This window comes from Collinsella aerofaciens, assembly GCF_964243765.1.
In the GTDB taxonomy this organism is placed as follows: Bacteria; Actinomycetota; Coriobacteriia; order Coriobacteriales; family Coriobacteriaceae; genus Collinsella; species Collinsella aerofaciens_BU.
The window spans coordinates 20,228-38,307 of the sequence record NZ_CAXTGI010000004.1; the positions used below are offsets into that span (position 1 = coordinate 20,228).

14 protein-coding genes are annotated in these 18,080 nt (G+C 59.3%); 5 read left to right on the forward strand and 9 right to left on the reverse strand.

Annotation, left to right across the window (positions count from 1 at the left end; all coding sequences use genetic code 11):
• Positions 1-61 precede the first annotated feature (61 nt).
• Positions 62-1,048, reverse strand: coding sequence for a LacI family DNA-binding transcriptional regulator (locus ACESSC_RS03865; protein WP_373161496.1), 987 nt, complete (start codon positions 1,046-1,048; stop codon positions 62-64).
• A 383-nt stretch (positions 1,049-1,431) separates the two neighbouring features.
• Between ACESSC_RS03865 and ACESSC_RS03870 the strand changes: the two genes are divergently transcribed.
• Both ACESSC_RS03870 and ACESSC_RS03875 read left to right on the forward strand, forming a co-directional pair.
• Entirely contained in the window at positions 1,432-2,637 is a 1,206-nt protein-coding gene (locus ACESSC_RS03870; protein WP_373161295.1) for a galactokinase, read from the forward strand.
• Complete coding sequence (locus ACESSC_RS03875; protein ID WP_373161296.1) at positions 2,628-4,256, forward strand: UDP-glucose--hexose-1-phosphate uridylyltransferase; 1,629 nt, start codon at positions 2,628-2,630, stop codon at positions 4,254-4,256. Before ACESSC_RS03870 ends, ACESSC_RS03875 begins: the two co-directional genes overlap by 10 nt.
• Positions 4,257-4,601: 345 nt before the next feature.
• On the opposite strand, the gene ACESSC_RS03880 is transcribed toward ACESSC_RS03875, so the two are convergent.
• The 7 genes from ACESSC_RS03880 to ACESSC_RS03910 form a co-directional block, all read right to left on the reverse strand.
• Complete coding sequence (locus ACESSC_RS03880) at positions 4,602-5,537, reverse strand: hexose kinase (RefSeq protein ID WP_373161297.1); 936 nt, start codon at positions 5,535-5,537, stop codon at positions 4,602-4,604.
• Positions 5,538-5,593: 56 nt separating this feature from the next.
• A complete protein-coding gene (locus ACESSC_RS03885; RefSeq protein ID WP_373161298.1) occupies positions 5,594-6,475 on the reverse strand; it encodes an aldose 1-epimerase family protein in 882 nt (293 codons plus the stop codon).
• Positions 6,476-6,594: 119 nt separating this feature from the next.
• Complete coding sequence (lacB, locus tag ACESSC_RS03890) at positions 6,595-7,119, reverse strand: galactose-6-phosphate isomerase subunit LacB (RefSeq protein ID WP_117583544.1); 525 nt, start codon at positions 7,117-7,119, stop codon at positions 6,595-6,597.
• Between the two features lie 63 nt (positions 7,120-7,182).
• Complete coding sequence (lacA, locus tag ACESSC_RS03895) at positions 7,183-7,611, reverse strand: galactose-6-phosphate isomerase subunit LacA (RefSeq protein ID WP_006234830.1); 429 nt, start codon at positions 7,609-7,611, stop codon at positions 7,183-7,185.
• Positions 7,612-7,919: 308 nt separating this feature from the next.
• On the reverse strand, positions 7,920-8,933 hold the full coding sequence (locus ACESSC_RS03900) for a hypothetical protein (protein ID WP_373161300.1): 1,014 nt from the start codon (positions 8,931-8,933) through the stop codon (positions 7,920-7,922).
• A 465-nt stretch (positions 8,934-9,398) separates the two neighbouring features.
• Positions 9,399-9,737 (reverse strand): PTS lactose/cellobiose transporter subunit IIA, encoded by a 339-nt coding sequence (locus tag ACESSC_RS03905; protein WP_006234827.1) that lies wholly within the window; start codon positions 9,735-9,737, stop codon positions 9,399-9,401.
• 214 nt (positions 9,738-9,951) lie between these two features.
• Positions 9,952-10,956, reverse strand: a complete 1,005-nt coding sequence (locus ACESSC_RS03910) for a LacI family DNA-binding transcriptional regulator (protein WP_373161301.1) — start codon at positions 10,954-10,956, stop codon at positions 9,952-9,954.
• 357 nt (positions 10,957-11,313) lie between these two features.
• Between ACESSC_RS03910 and ACESSC_RS03915 the strand changes: the two genes are divergently transcribed.
• Both ACESSC_RS03915 and lacG read left to right on the forward strand, forming a co-directional pair.
• Complete coding sequence (locus tag ACESSC_RS03915) at positions 11,314-13,089, forward strand: lactose/cellobiose PTS transporter subunit IIB (RefSeq protein ID WP_373161302.1); 1,776 nt, start codon at positions 11,314-11,316, stop codon at positions 13,087-13,089.
• A gap of 196 nt (positions 13,090-13,285) precedes the next feature.
• The gene (gene lacG / locus ACESSC_RS03920; RefSeq protein WP_373161303.1) at positions 13,286-14,725 is read left to right on the forward strand and encodes a 6-phospho-beta-galactosidase; all 1,440 of its coding nucleotides are present in this window, start codon (positions 13,286-13,288) and stop codon (positions 14,723-14,725) included.
• Between the two features lie 254 nt (positions 14,726-14,979).
• On the opposite strand, the gene ACESSC_RS03925 is transcribed toward lacG, so the two are convergent.
• A complete protein-coding gene (locus ACESSC_RS03925) occupies positions 14,980-15,981 on the reverse strand; it encodes a LacI family DNA-binding transcriptional regulator (RefSeq protein WP_373161304.1) in 1,002 nt (333 codons plus the stop codon).
• Between the two features lie 283 nt (positions 15,982-16,264).
• Here ACESSC_RS03925 and ACESSC_RS03930 point away from each other — a divergent pair, with 283 nt between their 5' ends.
• Positions 16,265-18,043 (forward strand): PTS lactose transporter subunit IIBC, encoded by a 1,779-nt coding sequence (locus ACESSC_RS03930; RefSeq protein ID WP_373161306.1) that lies wholly within the window; start codon positions 16,265-16,267, stop codon positions 18,041-18,043.
• Positions 18,044-18,080 lie beyond the last annotated feature (37 nt).

The window sequence follows — 18,080 nt, forward strand, 5'->3', positions numbered from 1 at the left end:
TCTGTCAGCATCCTTATCGATTGGAATTTAGGCGGAATATACCGCCGTTTAACTGCGCAAACTATGAGCGCGGTATCGCCGTGCTATGTCGAATAATGAGTTGGCCGGGAATACGAATGGCAACGGTTTTGCCCGCCGTACCCGCCTCGGGAACCGCATGCTCGAACACCTCGCGTCCGCGCTGATGTAGATCGAATCGCACGGTCGTGAGCTCGTTGTGTGCTACAAAATCATCGAGCGAATCATCGACGCCCACCACGCTTACGTCCTCGGGCACGCGCAGACCGCTATCGCGCAGCGCGGCAATCGCGCCATTTGCCATCTGGTCGTTTGCCGCATAGATCGCCGTCATAGTGCGGTCGTGCTCGGCCAGATATCTGCCGGCTTCGTAACCGCTGTTGGCAGACCAGTCTCCCTCGAGCGGCGCATGCGGCTGAATGTGTTTACGCTCGAGCGCATCCTGCCAACCGGCGCGACGAAATTGCTCGTCGACCGAGAACGACGGGCCACCAATATAGCGAATCTGCTCGTGCCCCAGCTCAAACAGATGATCCATTAGCAAGAGCGAGCAGCCGTAATGGTCGGAATCGACCGTGGTCACCCGCGGGTGCGCGTACATGGTAACGATGACCGTGCCAATGCCCGGCAGTGGATCAAACGTCTCAAAATCGGGCGCCATGCGGCTCATGCCGATGATGATGCCGTCCACCGGCAATGCGGCCATACGACGCGTGGCCTCGGCAAGCGAAAACTCCTCGGTCTTGGACATCTCGACCAGCGTGATGGCGCAATTATGCTCGCGAGCAGCGCTGGCGATGCCGTCGATCATTGAGAGGTTGCCAAACTTGGTGACATCGTTGATGCATAGGCCGACCGAATGGTAACGGCCGTCGCGCAGCGAGCGACCGGCATAACTCGGACGAAAGCCGAGCTCTTGCATAGCGGCCTGCACGCGCTGGCGCGTCTGCTCGTTAACGTTGGGCAAGCCGTTGGCGACGCGCGAAACCGTCTGCTGCGAAACGCCAGCAGCGCGGGCGACGTCGGCCATGGAGACCGGACGCGTACCTGTATCGTTGGACGGGCGCCTTGCCACAGGATCACCTTCACCCTTGCGAGATCTGAATAGCGTGAATGCCGGCCCGGGCAGAAATACATCCCGCGCCGAGGCCCGCTATCGTCGGACGCATGTTAACGTACTCTACTTTTTCTATCTGCATCTTTTCTGCTTTATAAGTCCATACGGCAGTACCGTTCACGGCTGTATTTCTACCGATTACCAGATTCTCAAAAAGTGACAAGCGATGTGTTATGAGTACGTTAACATAGCCCGTAACGTGCGGTATCGTGAACACTTGGTTCATGCCGTTTCAAGTTGTTAACGTACTCATATCGACGCAAAATTCACCCGTGCGCACCAAGGAAAGGACTCCCATGACCGCCCCCGACGAAAAGACACTCGCCACCCTCACCAAGCTGTTTGAGGAGGAGTTTGGCCCCATCGGCAACCGCCAGGTGCTCTACGTGCACGCGCCCGGGCGCTCCGAGATCAGCGGCAACCACACCGACCACGAGGGTGGCCACGTTATCGCCGGCTCGCTCGATGTCGCCGTCGACGGCATTGCCGTGGCGACCGATTCCAACAAGGTTCGCGTCGCCGACGAGGGCTATCCTACGTTTGAGATCACGCTCGACACGCTGGATATTCAAGAGTCCGAGAAGGGCACGTCCGCAAGCCTCGTGCGCGGTATGGCCCACGAAATCGCTGCTCTGGGCGTTGAGCCCCAGGGCTTCGACTTTGCCTTTACCTGCTCCGTCCCCTCGGGTGGCGGCCTTTCTAGCTCCGCCGCTGTCGAGGCGGCTTACGGCCGCGCCATGGAGACGCTCTGGGGCGCGCCCGCCATTGAGCCCGTCGCCCTCGCCCAGATGAGCCAGCGCACCGAGAACAACTATTACGGCAAGCCCTGCGGTCTTATGGATCAGGCGGCTGTGTGCCTGGGCGGCCTCGCCTACATGGACTTTGAGGATCAGGCTCAGCCTAAGACCCAGAAGCTCGAGCTCAACTTTGAGGATCACGGCTATGCGCTCGTGCTCGTTAAGGTTGGCGCCGACCATGTGGCGGCTACCGACGACTACGCCGCCGTTCCGCGCGAGATGCAGGACGTCGCCGCCGAGTTTGGCAAGGCACGCCTGTGCGAGGTCAACGTTGCCGACTTTGACGCCAAGCTCCCCGAGCTGCGCGCCAAGCTGGGCGACCGCGCTTGCCTGCGCGCCGTTCACTACTGGTACGAGAACGGCCTGGTCGACAAACGCTGGGCAGCCCTGAACGCCGGCGACATTGACCAGTTCCTGGTCCTGACGCGCGAGTCCGGCGCCAGCTCTGCCATGTACCTGCAGAATGTTGTTGCCAAACTGGGTGCCGAGCAGCCTTCCATGTACGCGCTTGCTCTTGCCGAGCATGTGCTCGACGGCCGTGGCGCCGTTCGTATTCACGGCGGCGGCTTTGGCGGTACCATCCAGGCCTTCGTGCCGCTCGATCTGGTCGACACCTTCATTGCCAAGATGAACGGCTGGCTGGGCGAGGGCTCTGCCCGCCACTACGCGATTTCTGACAAGGGGGCTTACGCGGCATGGCTGTAATGACTGACGTGCGCGAAGCCGCGCAGAACCTGATCGAGTACGCCATTCATCGATCGATGATCGGCCAGGACGATCGCATCTGGGCATACAACACCATTTTGGAGTGCATCGGCGCTACGGGTCCCGCGCTCGATATGGCCTGGGCGCTCAAGACCGAGAAGATTTCACTCTTGCACCCCGATACACTCCCCGACTTTGACCTGGAGGGCACGCTTGCCGCGCTTTCCGAGGCCGCCGTTGCCAATGGTGCTGTCGAGGATACGGCGTCGGGCCGCGACCGCATCGCCATGCGTATCATGGGCGTGCTCATGCCGAGGCCTTCGGTTGTAAACGAGGAATTCAACGGCCGCATGGGTGTCAATGAGCCTCGCGCCGCGACCGACTGGTTCTACGGCCTGTGCTGTGACGCCGGTTACGTGCGCCGCGCCGCCATCGCGCGCAACATCAAATGGAGCACTTCCACCAACTGGGGTGACCTGGAGATCACCATCAACCTGTCCAAGCCCGAAAAGGACCCGCGTGATATCGCCGCGGCAGGTGCAGCCAAGAACACGGGCGAGAAGTATCCCGCCTGCCAGCTCTGCATCGAAAACGAAGGCTATCCCGGTCGCTCCGCCGCAGCCGACGGCGGCGCTCACCCCGCACGCCAGAATCTGCGCGTTATCCCCATCCAGCTCGACGGCGAGCGCTGGGGCTTCCAGTACAGCCCGTATGCGTATTTTGACGAGCACTGCATCACGATGAGCTCCGAGCATCGTCCGATGCACGTCGACCGCAAGGGCCTGACCTGCCTGCTCGACTTTGTGGACCTATTCCCGCATTACTTCATCGGCTCCAACGCCGACCTGCCCATCGTGGGCGGCTCGATTCTGTCGCACGACCACTTCCAGGGCGGCGCGCACGAGTTCCCCATGATGCATGCCGCCGAGGTCTCGCAGTTTAGCGTGCCCGGTTTTGACCAGGTCAGCGGTACCGTGCTGCAGTGGCCGCTCTCGGTGCTGCGCCTGCGCTCGCATGACCGCGGCGCGCTGCTCGATGCCGCCGAGAAGATCATCCTGGCATGGCGCGAGTGGACCGATGAGTCTGTGGGCGTCATCGCGCACACGGCCGATGGCATGCCGCACAACACCGTGACGCCCGTCATCCGCCGCGTCGACTCCCGCGGCAATGCCGGCGGCGAGATCTACGAGGCCTACCTGGCGCTTCGCTGCAACATCACGACCGACGAGCATCCGCTGGGCGTGTTCCACCCGCATGCCGAGTATCACCACATTAAGAAGGAGAACATCGGCCTGATCGAGGTTATGGGCCTGGCGATTCTTCCGCCGCGCCTGGTTCCCGAGCTCGGCGCTGTCCGCGAGCACCTGCTGGCAGCCAAGGTCGATGCCAGCTACGACCTTGCCGCAGCGCTCGAGAGCGATGACCTTTGCCGTAGCCACGCCGCATGGGCCGAGGATGTCTTTGCTCGCCGCGCGAACGAGCTTACGGCGGACAACGCCATCGACATCCTGCACGAGGAGGTCGGCGTGGTGTTTGGCCACGTGCTCGACAACGCCGGCGTCTTTAAGTGGGACGAAGCCGGCCGCGCCGCCCAGCAGCGCTTTATCGACTCACTGTAGAGCACAGACCCGGACGCTCAACGGCAGTCCACACGACATAACCGCCCACACGACAACGGCGCCCGCCGGCAACATCGCCGACGGGCGCCGTTTTTGAGTGTAGCCATTGGGGACGTTCTTAAACGACCAGTCATTAAAGAACGTCCCCAATGACTACCCCAAGTGACAACCACGGCGACGCCGATGTTTTGGCAACGACAGCGAGCGGGCCGCATTTGAGACAAGGTGACGCGAAACGAAAGGGCGCTGACCTTCTGGTCGCGCCCTTGAAGTTGAACGTCAGATTGTCCAAATGCGGCCCGCGCAGCGTCGAGCCGTTACGCGGGTTGGTAAACCCGCGTAACCTTAAAGCTCAGTCACGACAACGTTGTTGTAGATCTCGTCCCAGCGGTCCATGACCAGGTGGCCGGTCTTGGGATCCATGGCGTTGAGCTTGCCGCAGGTATTGGCGGTCTTGAGCACCGTGACGTCGTCGGCACCAGCAGCAATGGCATGCGCAAAGCCGGCGATGGTCGAGTCACCGGAACCCGTCGCGTTCACAGCCGCAATCGCGGGCGTCTTGGCGCGGAATGCGCGACCCTCATGGAAGCCCACCGAACCGGCAGCGCCCATCGAAACGACAACCCAGGGGATACCGGCAAAGCGGCCATCGGCGGCAAGCGCCTCGCGCAGGGCATCGACATCATCGGTCGTAAAGGACGTACCCAGCAGGCCGTTAATCTCGGTCAGGTTGGGTTTTACGAGCTCAGGCTTAGCGTCGGACTCCAGCGCGGCCTCCAGCGATGCACCCGAGGTATCGAGCAGCACCTTGGCGCCCGCCTCCTCGGCGATCTTGACGAGCTCGGCATAGTAGCCGGTATCGACGCCACGCGGCAGCGAACCCGAAAGCGTCACAACGTCCGCCTTCGCTGCAAGCTCGGCGAACTTGGCCGTAAAGGCCTCGAGCTCTGCCGGGGCGATCTGCGGGCCGCTCTCCAGCAGCTCGGTCTGATTACCCTCGTGCAGAATATTCAGGCAAATGCGCGTCTCGCCGGCGATGGGCACAAAGTCGTTCTTGACGCCGTCGGCATCCATAAGCTCGGCCATATAGGCACCCATGTGGCCGCCGAGCAGACCGGTCGCGAGCACATCGTCGCCCAACTGCAACAGCACACGGCTCACGTTGAGGCCCTTACCGCCAGCGGTCTTTTCGGGCGTCACACGGTTCACGTCGTCGATGATCAGCTTGTCGAGCTGATAGCGCGTATCGATCGACGGGTTCATGGTAACGGTCAGAATCATATTGAACTCCTGTTTCCGGGGCACGACGTGTGCGACCCCAAACATACGATAGCTCTTTAAAGGATCTCGATCTCAAAGCCGCGAGTGACGGTCTCTCCCGGCTTGGCCACCAGGCAGCCACGCTTGTGCTCCAGAATATCGTCCTCGTCGGAGCAGGTGGACAGGCCGCCCCACGGTTCCACGGCCACAAAGTCGCCCTCGGGCTTGCTCCACACAATCAGGTATGGCATATCGGGGAACGTCAAACGCATGCCCTTGTCCTCGGTTTTCTTGGTCAGCGTAACCACGCGGCTGTCGAGCACGTCAAAGATGGTCTCCGCGAAGTCGAAGAGTTCGTGCGTCAGCGGCAGGTCGTGGCCGACCATCGGGTTTTTGCTGCGATGCTCAACATCAATCAGACCCGTCGAGGGAACGGCAGTACAGAGCTCGGCGGCCTCACGCTGATCAAAACGAAGCTCATAGTCGTCATAGGACTCGTCCTCGTCGAGCGGGCACTTAAAGCCGGGGTGGCCACCCACAAAAAACGGCATGTCCTCGGTGCCCTCATTGGTCACCTCATACGACACGGCCACCTTTTCCGAATCGATCGTGTAACGAGCAACGATCTTAAACGGATACGGGTACTGCTCGAGCAACTCGGCATGGTCGGCAGAGCTTAGGCTCAGCGCAACCATGTTGTCGCTCTGCTCCTCGAGCTTCCACTCCTGTTTGCGCGCAAAGCCGTGGCGGGCGAGCTTTACCTCGCGGCCGCCCATGGTCATTGCGCGACCGTCACGAAGGCCACCGCAGATCGGGAAACAAATGGGTGCCTGGCCCGACCAGACCGAAGGATCACCCTGCCACAGGTACTCGCGACCGTTGGCTTTAATCGAAGCGAACGATCCGCCAGCCGTGCTCAGCGCCACACGAATAGAACCGTTATCAAGAACAAACTCCATAGGAGCCTTCCCTTTCTTACGACAGCCCGCCAAGTCAATAGGGCTGATAGAAAACCGGCCCGCGCCTCATCACAGAAACGCGAGCCGTCAACGGACTAGTAAATTACGCCGGATACCCGCTAGTCATGGTATTCGCCGCGGTCCCACTTCTCGAGGAACTCGTCAAAGAAGTGCGGGTCAGCCTGAGCCTCGGCGTCGGCCTTATTGCAGGCATCGATCTTGGCAATCAGGGCATCGTGCTCGGGGGTCTTGTCGTAGGGCTCCTCCAGGAAGGCAAGCATGATGTCGGCCATCAGGAACTCGCCAGTGATCTTGCCGCCAAAGCCCACGATGTTGGCGTTGAGCTCGCGACGGGCATACAGGGCAGAGGTCATGTCGCGAACCAGGGCGCAGCGGGCGCCGGGAACCTTGTTGACGGCGTTGGTGATGCCGATGCCGGTGCCGCACAGGGCCACGCCAAAGTCAGCCTTGCCGCTGGCAACAGCCTCGCCCACGGCCTTGCCGTAGATGGGGTAGTGCGTACGGGTGTGGCTGTAGGTGCCGCAGTCGAGCACCTTGTAGCCAGCCTGCTCCAGGCGGTCGGCCAGATAGATCTTCTCGTCCGTAACGATATGGTCGCAACCGATTGCGATGGTCTTCTTCATCAGAACGTCCTTTCGTCTGAATTCACAAGTTGAGGTAGAAGTTCGAGTTCTCGGTGGCTCTCGTTAGGCCATCTTGTTGAGCATGTCGACACGGATCTGGTGACGGCCGCCAGCATACTGGGCGCGCAGGAACTCGCGGGCAATCTTCTTTGCGACCTCGGTGCCCACAACGCCCGGGCCCATGGTGACCATGCGCGAGCCGTTGTGCTCGCGGGTCATGTAAGCGGAACGCTCGTCGGAAATGTTGGCGACGACCATGCCCTTGATCTTGACGGCGGCCATATAGGAGCCGACACCGTACTTATCGAATGCGAAGCCCTGGGAATCCTTGTGCTCCAGCAGGTCCTTGGCAACGGCGGTCGCGGAATCGACAAAGTCCGCGGCAGGGGTCTCGGAATAGTCGACGACCTCGTGACCGTCGGCGATGAGCATCTCCTTGATGGACTCCTTCATCGACATACCGTCGGCATCGGAAGCGATTACAACTCTCATGACATCCTCCTTGAGAGATACGCAGGTGCGTAGTTTCTGTTTGGAAGTGTTGAATCGCGTTCAGGTCCGGGCATCTGAATGTGCGGTTCTTCACTGTTCATGTTTATTTGAACACATTCGAACATTTACCGCAACAATTATTTGTTTATCTTTGTTCTTTTTTGAACAATTACCGTTCGCGGATGATTGCTGACCGTTTGGACTCAGAAAAGGCCCGACTTACCGCGCATTCAACAAACAAAAGGGCGGCCGAGAACGTGTCTCGGCCGCCCTTCGGCGGTATTCACCGGTATATACAGCTGTTTTAGCTACTCGGACTGCCCGCCCTTTTTGGCGTGCTTGGACGGAGCGCTCAGAAAGCGACCCGTCAGATAGTTCGCCGGGCCGGAAATATCAATCCCCAGTAGCACGTGCCCCAGCCACAAAAACGCCGCGAGCACCAGCAATGGAATCACGCACGAGGTCACGATCATCACGATGACGCCTTCGATGAGATCGGTCACTTGCCGCACAATTTCATCGGTCATCTGCTTGGCGCCGCTGGTCACCGACGTGACGAGACCCGAGGCACCGTCGGCAAGCTGCTCAAGCACGTTCTTGGACTCTGTGGACTCGGTCTTTTTCTTGCTTGTTTTGGAGCTATCGCTATCTGCCGCGCTCGCAGCGTCGGTCGCCTTTTGCTCGGCCGCCTCGATGCTAACGCGATACGTTTCGTCGACCTTTTGCGACACCCATACGCTTGCAGGCACCAACGCCATGCCAATTATGGCGACCACCAGCACACGCGTTGCCACGCGGCGAATGACCGTGCTCGTACTCCAGCGCCCGTGAATGCCGAGCGACACCGCAAAGAGTACCAACGCAAACGGGATTAAGATGCCCAAGCCAACCGACCACAAAATAGTTAGCAGGTATTTCTCGAGGTAGAGCACGGCAAGCACGATACCAAGGTTGCCTGAAAGCTGCGCGAGCTGCTCGGCAACTGGCGTTCCCGTATCGCCCGGCAGCGCAGTGATACCCGCAGATAGGGCGACGCACGAGGTCGTGAGCGCCAAAACATTGCCCTTCTTTTGATCGATGACCTCGATGGTGGAGTCCCAGGTCTTGGTATCGGCAAAATGCGGACGAGCTACAAAGCCCGACAACAGCGCCAGTACCACGAGCGCAACGATAAAGCCAATCTGCAGTTTTTTGTTTGCGCACACGACATCGGACAGGCTGGGCTGCAGCTCGGTTACCGTCGTGTGCTCGGTTATCTGGACAGGACGCCCATGAGTCATCTCGTGCGCGTCTCCCTTTTGAATCAATCCGTTGCCCGGCATTTGGATACCTCCTTATTCCGGCCTGTATTGCGGATGGAAGTATACCCACCCAGCGAAAAACCGAACGGGAGGGCGTGCAGAAGCTCCATAACGCTGCTAGTCGAATAGTGCCATTTCAAAACTATGCTGGTTTACTACGGTAAAACCGATAGGACCGACCACATTTGCTATTAGCAGAAAATGACAAGCTTTCTACCTGCGGCTTTGATAACGCCGTTCTTTCCATAGTTGAAAGAATGCGATTCATCGTAGTAAACCGGCATAGTTTTGTAACCGACAGGTCGAGTCGGCACCGCAGCAAACCTAATAACCCGTTTTCTTCCATCCTCAAAGGATCAAATGCATGGCAGGAGTGTCCCTAACTGCGGCAGATAAGGAACGTCCCCAAGTGCCGGGTAAAAAGAAAAAGCCCTGTCGCGAGTTTGCGGCAGAGCTTTTGGAAGGGGACTTGGTTGTGAGGGCTCGTTAGGCGAGCTTGGCCTCGAGCTCGGCGATGCGCTTATAGGCATCGATGGTAAAGCGGGTCTGCTTCTCCAGGATCATAGTGGTCATGAGAGTGTCCTGAGCGTGAGCCATGATGAAGGTCATCTCCATCTCGCCACCGCCGGCCTCCTGCGAAAGCAGCTTGGTCTGCGTGTCGTGGGCGCCAATAAGTGCATCGCTGGCATCCTTGTGCAGCTGCTCGGCCTTCTCAAAATCACCCTCGCGAGCGGCATCGAGCGCTGCAAGCAGATCGGTCTGGGCGTCACCTGCGTATGCGACAATCTCGAATCCAACCATCGAGATTTCTTCTTTGGTTGCCATATTGCGTTCCTTTCACATATGAACCAATGGAGAGCATCGCGTCCGGGCATACGCGCTGCGTTCTGTATGGCAGAAACATTAACATTCAAACAAAAAAGAACAACGCAAAACATAATTTCAAGCTATGAACGGTCAATTTTCGCCCGTGAACGGTTTCCAAACCATTTCGAACAATATCAAACATGATTAACGGAAACCCAAACAGGACCGCGCCCTAGCGCAAATCGCGCACCGTATCGCCCTCTACGAGCACGCCGGGGATCAGCATGTGCTCCACGCCAGACGCACCCCCCTCGGCACCGGCGATCTTATCGACTGCCCACATGCCGACACGCCTGTTGTCAAAGCGCACGGTGGTCAGGCGACGGTCGGGCACGATATCGCCCAGGCTGTCATCAACACCCACCACGCTCACGTCCTCGGGCACACGCCTTCCGCGCGATTCGAGCCCGCGAATGCAGCCGTAGGCCATGGCGTCGTTGGAGGCATAGATGGCAGTACAGGTCGGATCGTCCGCCAGAACCTGGCCTGCGGCATATCCACTCTGCGCCGTCCAATCGCCACGGATGAGTCGCGGCAGCTCAATACCATGCGCACGCAATGTCTCGCGCCAGCCTTCCTCGCGCCGCATGCCCGAAAGCGAGCGCTCGGGACACGAGATAAAGTGCACGGTTTTGTGCCCCCGCCCCAGCAAGTACTCGACCACCTGGCGCGAACAATCGAACTGGTCGTTATCGACCGTTGAACAGAGCGGGTGCTCCAACATCGTAACGAGCACCGTCTGCATGCCGGGCAGCGGCTCGAAGGTTCCAAAGTCCGCCGGCATGCGGTTCATAATCACAACCATGCCATCCACCGGCAGTGCGCTCATGCGCGACGATGCGCTCTCGAGGGTATACGGATGCCCGTCTACTTTAGTGAGGGTGATGGCATAGCCATGTTTGTCGGCCGCGGCGGCAAAGCCCTCCATACGGTCGAGATTGCCGGTGCCGGTAATGTTGAACATGGCGACGCCGACGGTCTTAAACTTACCGCGGCGCAGCGATCGACCGGCAAAGTTTGGGCGATACCCCAGCTCGCGCATGGCGGCACGCACGCGTTCCTTGGTCTCGGGGCGCACGCTGGGCGAATCGTGCACGGTGCGCGAGACCGTCTGCTCCGAGACGCCCGCGAGACGCGCCACATCCTTAACGGATACCGATTTTTTAACAGCGGCCATAGGTCGATCTTTCTATGTCAACGATGCCATTGGTGGCACCCTGCGCAGTCATTTTTACCGCCTTCAAGTATATCCAACGCCTCCCCCACCATACGCTCACCACCCAAAACCTACCGTTCACCGACATTTTTGCTTCCCCGAACGGCTTTTGTCGATCAAATGTTAACGTTGCCATTGCGCAAATACAGAGCCACCGGGCGGCTCAAACGTTTACGCATAAGGAATCGACGGTTCGCAGGCACAGGAACCACCGGTTCGCGTCTTTTTTTGTGTCGCAAAATGGCAACGTCAACATTTTGGCAACCGAACGCCAAAAGCTACCATCGTTGCTAACCCACCGACTCTTAGGAGCATTGCATGGAGCAACTCATCGCCATCATCGAAAAGGGCCAGCCCTTTTTCAACGCGATCGCCCGCAACAAGTACCTCAAGGCGATCCGCGACGGCTTTATCTCCGTCATCCCCATCATCATCTTCTCGTCCATCTTCTGCCTGGTAGCCTCGGTCCCCAACATCTGGGGTTTCTACTGGCCCGATGACATCAACAACGCTCTGTGGAAGTGCTACAACTACTCCATGGGCATCCTGGCCATCGCCTGCGCCGCCACCACGGCCAAGCACTTCGCCGACGCTCAGAACCGCGACCTGCCCAAGAATAACCAGATTAACTTTATCTCATGCATGTGCGCGGCCATCATCGGCTTCTTGCTCCTTTCGAGCGACACGGTCGCCACGGACGCCGCCAGCGGCTTCAACACCACCTACCTTGGTTCCAAGGGCCTGCTGACCGCCTTCATCGCTGCGTTTGTGACCGGCATCATCTACAAGTTCTTCATTAAGCGCAACATCACCGTCAAGATGCCCGAGCAGGTTCCGCCCAACATCTCGCAGACCTTTAAGGACATCATCCCCTTCTCCGTCTGCATCACCGTCTTTTGGGTCTTTGACATCGTCTTCCGCGCTGCCTTTGGCTTCTGCTTTGCCCAGGGCGTCATCCAGGTGTTCCAGCCCCTGTTCACCGCTGCCGACGGCTACATCGGCCTTGCTGTGATCTACGGCGCCATGAGCCTCTTCTGGTTCGTGGGCGTCCACGGCCCCTCGATCGTCGAGCCCGCCATCGCCGCCGCCCTCGTTGCCAACATGACCGACAACCTGGCTGCGTTCCAGGCCGGCCAGCACGCTTCCGCTGTCCTGACCCAGGGTGCCCAGTACTTCGTCGTCTGCATGGGCGGCACCGGCGCCACGCTTGTCCTGGTCTTTATGTTCTGCTTCCTGGCCAAGTCTCAGGAGATGCGCGCCGTCGGTAAGGCAGCCATCGTCCCGGTCTGCTTTGCTGTCAACGAGCCGCTGCTGTTCGCCGCACCCATCGTGCTCAACCCCGTCTTCTTTGTCCCGTTTGTCTTTGCTCCGATCGCCAACATCTGGATCCTCAAGATCTTTATCGACTTCTTGGGCATGAACGGCTTTATGTACACCCTGCCTTGGACCGTCCCCGGCCCCATCGGTACCATCATGGGCCTGGGCTTCCAGCCGCTCGCCTTTGTGATGCTCGCCCTTATCCTGGTCGTCGACTTTGTCCTGTACTATCCGTTCTTCCGTGCCTATGACGCCCAGAAGTGCGCCGAGGAGGCCGAGATCTCCCAGGAGGAGCTCGCCGCCAAGAACGCCGAGAAGGCCGCCAAGCTCAACGACGCCTTCCAGGGCAAGGCCGATGCCAAGAGCGTTGCCGCCGGCGCCGCTGCCGAGGCCGTGAAGGCCGACGCCCCTGCCGCTTCCGCAGCACCCGCTGCCGAGGCAACGACCGCCAGCGACCTCAACGGCAAGCACGTGCTCGTGCTCTGCCAGGGTGGCGGAACCTCGGGTCTGCTCGCCAACGCGCTGGCCAAGGCTGCCAAGGAGCGCGGCATCAATCTGGAGACCGCTGCCGAGGCCTATGGCAACCACGTCGACATGCTCCCCGACTTTGACCTGGTCGTCCTGGCCCCGCAGGCCGCCAGCTACCTGGCCGACCTGCAGAAAGACTGCGAGCGTGTGGGCAACAAGTGCGTCGCCTGCCGCGGTAAGCAGTACATCGAGCTCTCCCAGAACGGCGACAAGTCTCTCGCCTTCGTAAGCGAGCAACTCTCCCTTTAGCCCGCTGTTCTAACGAACAGCGGCCGGCTCGACGCTGCGCGGCGCCCAGCCGGCCAGATTGCCGCTCAACTTCGGCGGCGCGACCACAAGGTCAGCGCCGCCTTGTTTCGGGGCAATCTGACTCGTCTGGACACCGCTCGCTGACTTTGACCAGTTCTGCACCGTTTCCGTTGTCTTAATGATTGGATATTTCATCATGTCCGTTAACCCTGCTAGCGTCACCAACCCGCCCGCGCAGTTTCCCGAAGACTTTGTCTTTGGCGGCGCCACCGCTGCCTACCAGGTAGAGGGCGAGACCCGCACTCACGGTAAGGGCAAGGTTGCCTGGGACGACTTCCTGGAGGCCCAGGGGCGTTTCTCTCCCGATCCCGCTTCGGACTTCTACAACCAGTACCCCGTCGACCTGGAGCTGTGCGAGGAGTTCGGCATCAACGGCATCCGCCTCTCCATTGCCTGGAGCCGCATCTTCCCCAACGGCACCGGCGAGATCAACGCCGAGGGTGTGCAGTTCTACCACGACCTCTTTGCCGAGTGCCACAAGCACCACGTTGAGCCGTTTGTCACGCTGCATCACTTTGACACGCCGCTTCCCCTCTTTGAGAAAGGCGACTTCCTCAACCGCGAGACCATCGACGCCTTTGTGGACTTTGCCACCTTTTGCTTTAAGGAGTACGCCGACCAGGTGACCTACTGGTTCACCTTTAACGAGATCTGGGCCGACGCCTCCAACACCTACATCGAGGGCACCTTCCCCGGCGGCGTCAAGGCGCATCTGGCCGAGGCTTTCCAGTGCGAGCACAACATGATGCTCGCCCACGCCAAGGCCGTGCTGGCCTTCCACAACGGCGGTTTTAAGGGCAAGATCGGCGTCATTCAATCGCTGGAGTTTAAGTATCCGCTCAACGAGAACGACCCCGCCGACATCAAGGCCGCCAACAACGAGCACGTGCTGCAGAACCAGTTTTTGCTCGACGCTACCTTCCGCGGCGACTACGCGCCCGACACCCTCGAGTGCGCCAACCGCTTGGCCGCCATCTCGGGCGGCACCATCGAGATCCTGGACGAGGACCTCGAGATTATGCGCGAAGCAGCGCTCTACAACGACTACTTGGGCGTTAACAACTACCAGTGCCGCTTCCTCAAAGCTTACGATGGCGAGAACGACCTGCACCACAACGGTACGGGCGAGAAGGGCACCGGCCGCTGGCGCGTTAAGGGTATTGGCGAGCATGTGAACAAGCCCGGCATCCCCACCACCGACTGGGACTGGATCATCTATCCCGAGGGTCTGTTCGATCTGCTCGTCTACATTAAGCAGCGCTACCCCAACTACAAGCAGATCTTCATCACCGAGAACGGCATGGGCTACAAGGACCCCTACAAGGACGGTTTTGTGGATGACCAGCCGCGCATCGACTACATCGAGCAGCACCTGCGTTGGCTGCTCAAGGCCATGGAGGTGGGCGTCAACGTGGGCGGCTACTTCCTGTGGAGCCTGCAGGACCAGTTCTCCTGGACAAATGGCTATAACAAGCGTTACGGCTTCTTCTACGTTGACTTTGAAACCCAGAAGCGCACGCCCAAGGCAAGCGCCTACTGGTACAAGCACGTGGCGCAGACCCGTCGTCTGGACTAGCTAACGTCATCGGCCGCCGTGACCATCACGCTGCCGTGCACCTTACCATTCCCGATCGCATGGGCGCTGCGTCCATGCACCTCTTTCCGTGTGGCGGATACGACCTTCCCGGTGGATGTTTCAGCATCCTTGGTCGTATCCGCCGTTTTTGTTTTTGGGCGGGCTGGACCGTGTTCGTTTGTCTCGATCTGTAACATCTAGCCGAGTTTTTGGATCCTAGCTGTTACAGATTAAGATGAACGAGCCGAGCACGTCTACGCCCGCAGGTCTTTCACGCTGGAACGCTCGACCAGCACACCCGAGACGAGCGTACGGCTTCTGGAGCTCGGGGCTTCCAAGCCCGCAACAACCTCATTGAGCGCACGGATGCCCAGTTCGCGGTGACGGAACTTTACCGACGTCAGAATCGAGTTAGGCATCGTCTTATAAAGCTCGTCATCAAAGCCGATCACGGACACGTCGTCAGGCACACTGAGTCCCTTGTCACGTAGAGCCATCATCACGCCGTTTGCCATACAGTCGTTAGCAGCGAGGACCGCCGTGCAATCGGGTTTATCGGCAAGCACAAGGCCCGCGGCATAGCCACTATCCGCATTCCAATCGCCTTGCAGAGGCTCGGGCGGCTCAATGCCACGTGCCTCGAGTGCCGCACGCCAACCTTTCATACGACACTGGCTCGACAGCGACTCTTTCTTACCAGAAACGAAGTACACGTTCTTGTGCCCGCGATTTAAGAAGTACTCGCACGCCATACGCGCGCCGCCCTCTTGGTCGTCACTGACGGTGGAGCAGGTAGGATGTTCCATCGGTGTGATAATCACCGTCTTGAGGCCTTTCGGCGCCTCAAAGGTATCAAAGTCATCGACCATCTGGCGCAGGTTGAAAATCATACCGTCGACGGGAAGTTGCGACATCCTACGCGCCGCTTCGGCAAGGGTCATCTTCTCCCCCGCCCGCTTTTTGATCATCGTGAGCGCAAAGCCTCGCTCTTCGGCGGCATCGGCAATACCGTCAATCATGTCCACGGCACCGCCCGACAAGTGAAACAGCACCACGCCGATGCACCCGTAACGGCCCAACTTGAGCGAACGCGCGGCGAAGTTGGTTCGAAACCCGAGCGCCTCCATTGCCGAATGGACCTTATCGCGTGTCGACTCTCGCACGCTATCGGGCTCGTTGATCACGCGCGACACCGTCTTGAGAGAAACGCCCGCGGCAACTGCCACATCGTTCATTGAGACATTTTTCTTGTCCATCGTTGCCACTACTTCTCCAGTCGGTTTTGCATCGCTTGTTTTTGCGTTCTAGCATACACTACCTGCCCGACTGACAAATCAGCCGTTTATCGAACAATATCGACCGTTCACCCGTAAATCCTTGTTGCTCTTCCAAAAATGTCTTACGTTGTCATTAACGAAATGACAACGTTGTCATTTCGCAATGCCTTCCTTAAGCAGGAAGGTTTCCGGGCAGTCCTGACCATCCATCGACGACCAGTTCCATCCACATGCATCGCGCATCGAGCAGCAAAGGAGCTCTATGGACGCCATCGTAAAGATGCTCGAAAAGCATCAACCGTTCTTTGAGAAGATCTCGAGGAACATCTACCTCCAGGCCATCAAGGACGGATTCCTTGGGTGCATGCCCATCGTCCTCACCTCTTCGATCTTCCTGTTGATCGCCACCCTTCCCGGCGTAGTCGGCATCACGCTGCCCCAACCGCTCATCGACTGGTGCAACAAGCTGTACAACTTCACCATGGGCGTTATGGGCATCATGGTCGCCGGCACCACTGCCAAGAACTTTACGGCTTCCATGAACCGTCGCATGCCCGCCGGCAAGGTGCTCAACGACGGCTCCACCATGGTGGCCGCCCAGTGCAGCATGCTGCTGCTCGCCGTTACGCAGTTCACCACCAAGTTCAACGGCTCCGAGCTTTCGGTCTTCGACTGCACCAGCATGGGTACGCGCGGTCTGTTCTCGGCCTATATCGCCGCGTTCATTACCGTGTGGGTCTATAAGTTCTGCGTCTCGCGCGATCTGACCATTAAGCTGCCCAAGGAGGTCCCGGGCGCCATCGCTCAGAACTTCCGCGACATCATCCCCTTTGGCGGCGCCGTCATCATCTGCGGCATCATCGATGTCGTCGTGCGCAACCTCATGGGCGTTCCGTTCTCCGAGCTGCTTATCAAACTGCTCTCCCCGCTCTTTACCGCTGCAGAAACCTATCCTGGCCTTATCCTTATCCAGGCAGCCACCGCGTTCTTCTGGTTCATCGGCGTCCACGGCCCCTCGATTGTCCAGCCGGGCATCGACCCCATCCGTCTTGCCAACCAGGCCGAGAACCTGCAGGTTCTGCTGGCAGGCGGCCACCCCGCCCACTCCCTCACCTTTAACATGTCGCTCGTGGGTGAGTTCGGCGGCACCGGCGCCACGTTCATCGTGCCGCTTCTGCTGATCCTCTTTATGAAGTCCAAGCAGCTCAAAGCCGTCGGTAAGGCCTCGATTGTTCCTGTTGCCTTCGCCGTCAACGAACCGCTGCTCTTTGGCGCGCCGATGATCCTTAACCCCTACATGCTCATCCCCTTTGTTGCCGCCGGTTGCGTCAACGTGAGTGTTGCCAAGTTCTTTATCGATAACGTGGGCATGAACGGCTTCTCCTTCGTGGTGCCTTGGGCCACCCCCGCCCCCATCGGTATCTTCATCACCACGAACTTCCAGCTTATCGCCCTGGTATTTGTCGCGATTATCATCTTGCTGGACGCCATCATCTACCTGCCGTTCTTAAAGGCATACGATAAGCTGCTCTGCGACCAGGAGGCCGAGCGCGCCGCCGAGCTGGGTCTCGAGTCCGATGGTGCCGCTTCCATCGCCGCCAACGCCTCTGCGCCCGCTGTCGAGCAGGCCACCGCTTCCGTCGAGCCGACCGCCGCTGCCGCCGACAGCAAGCCTGTTGCCGACCAGTCCGAGCCCGCTGCCGATGTATCCGCCAAGAAGGATGTCGACGGCCTGAAGGTCCTCGTCCTGTGCGCCGGCGCCGGCACCTCTGCCATGCTCGCCAATGCCATCAAGGAAGGTGCCGCGCAGACCGGAGAGAACATTGCTTCCTCCGCAGGCGCTTATGGCCAGCACACTGCCATCATGGATCAGTACGACGTCATCGTGCTCGCCCCGCAGGTTCGTAGCTACTACAACGACATGAAGGCCGACACCGATCGCCTGGGCATTAAGCTGCTCGCTCCCCGCGGTAAGGAATATATCGACCTTACCCGCGACCCCGCTGGCGCCATCAAGTGGCTCCGCGAGAACCTCGACTAGTTCCTCCCTCTGTTGGTGCCCGGATCCCCAGTTCGGG

Coding starts and splice junctions, on each gene's coding strand:
- ACESSC_RS03865 (WP_373161496.1), bottom strand. CDS start 1,048: ATGGCCGACGTCGCCCGCGCTGCTGGCGTTTCGCAGCAGACGGTTTCG.
- ACESSC_RS03870 (WP_373161295.1), top strand. CDS start 1,432: ATGACCGCCCCCGACGAAAAGACACTCGCCACCCTCACCAAGCTGTTT.
- ACESSC_RS03875 (WP_373161296.1), top strand. CDS start 2,628: ATGGCTGTAATGACTGACGTGCGCGAAGCCGCGCAGAACCTGATCGAG.
- ACESSC_RS03880 (WP_373161297.1), bottom strand. CDS start 5,537: ATGATTCTGACCGTTACCATGAACCCGTCGATCGATACGCGCTATCAG.
- ACESSC_RS03885 (WP_373161298.1), bottom strand. CDS start 6,475: ATGGAGTTTGTTCTTGATAACGGTTCTATTCGTGTGGCGCTGAGCACG.
- lacB (WP_117583544.1), bottom strand. CDS start 7,119: ATGAAGAAGACCATCGCAATCGGTTGCGACCATATCGTTACGGACGAG.
- lacA (WP_006234830.1), bottom strand. CDS start 7,611: ATGAGAGTTGTAATCGCTTCCGATGCCGACGGTATGTCGATGAAGGAG.
- ACESSC_RS03900 (WP_373161300.1), bottom strand. CDS start 8,933: ATGCCGGGCAACGGATTGATTCAAAAGGGAGACGCGCACGAGATGACT.
- ACESSC_RS03905 (WP_006234827.1), bottom strand. CDS start 9,737: ATGGCAACCAAAGAAGAAATCTCGATGGTTGGATTCGAGATTGTCGCA.
- ACESSC_RS03910 (WP_373161301.1), bottom strand. CDS start 10,956: ATGGCCGCTGTTAAAAAATCGGTATCCGTTAAGGATGTGGCGCGTCTC.
- ACESSC_RS03915 (WP_373161302.1), top strand. CDS start 11,314: ATGGAGCAACTCATCGCCATCATCGAAAAGGGCCAGCCCTTTTTCAAC.
- lacG (WP_373161303.1), top strand. CDS start 13,286: ATGTCCGTTAACCCTGCTAGCGTCACCAACCCGCCCGCGCAGTTTCCC.
- ACESSC_RS03925 (WP_373161304.1), bottom strand. CDS start 15,981: ATGGACAAGAAAAATGTCTCAATGAACGATGTGGCAGTTGCCGCGGGC.
- ACESSC_RS03930 (WP_373161306.1), top strand. CDS start 16,265: ATGGACGCCATCGTAAAGATGCTCGAAAAGCATCAACCGTTCTTTGAG.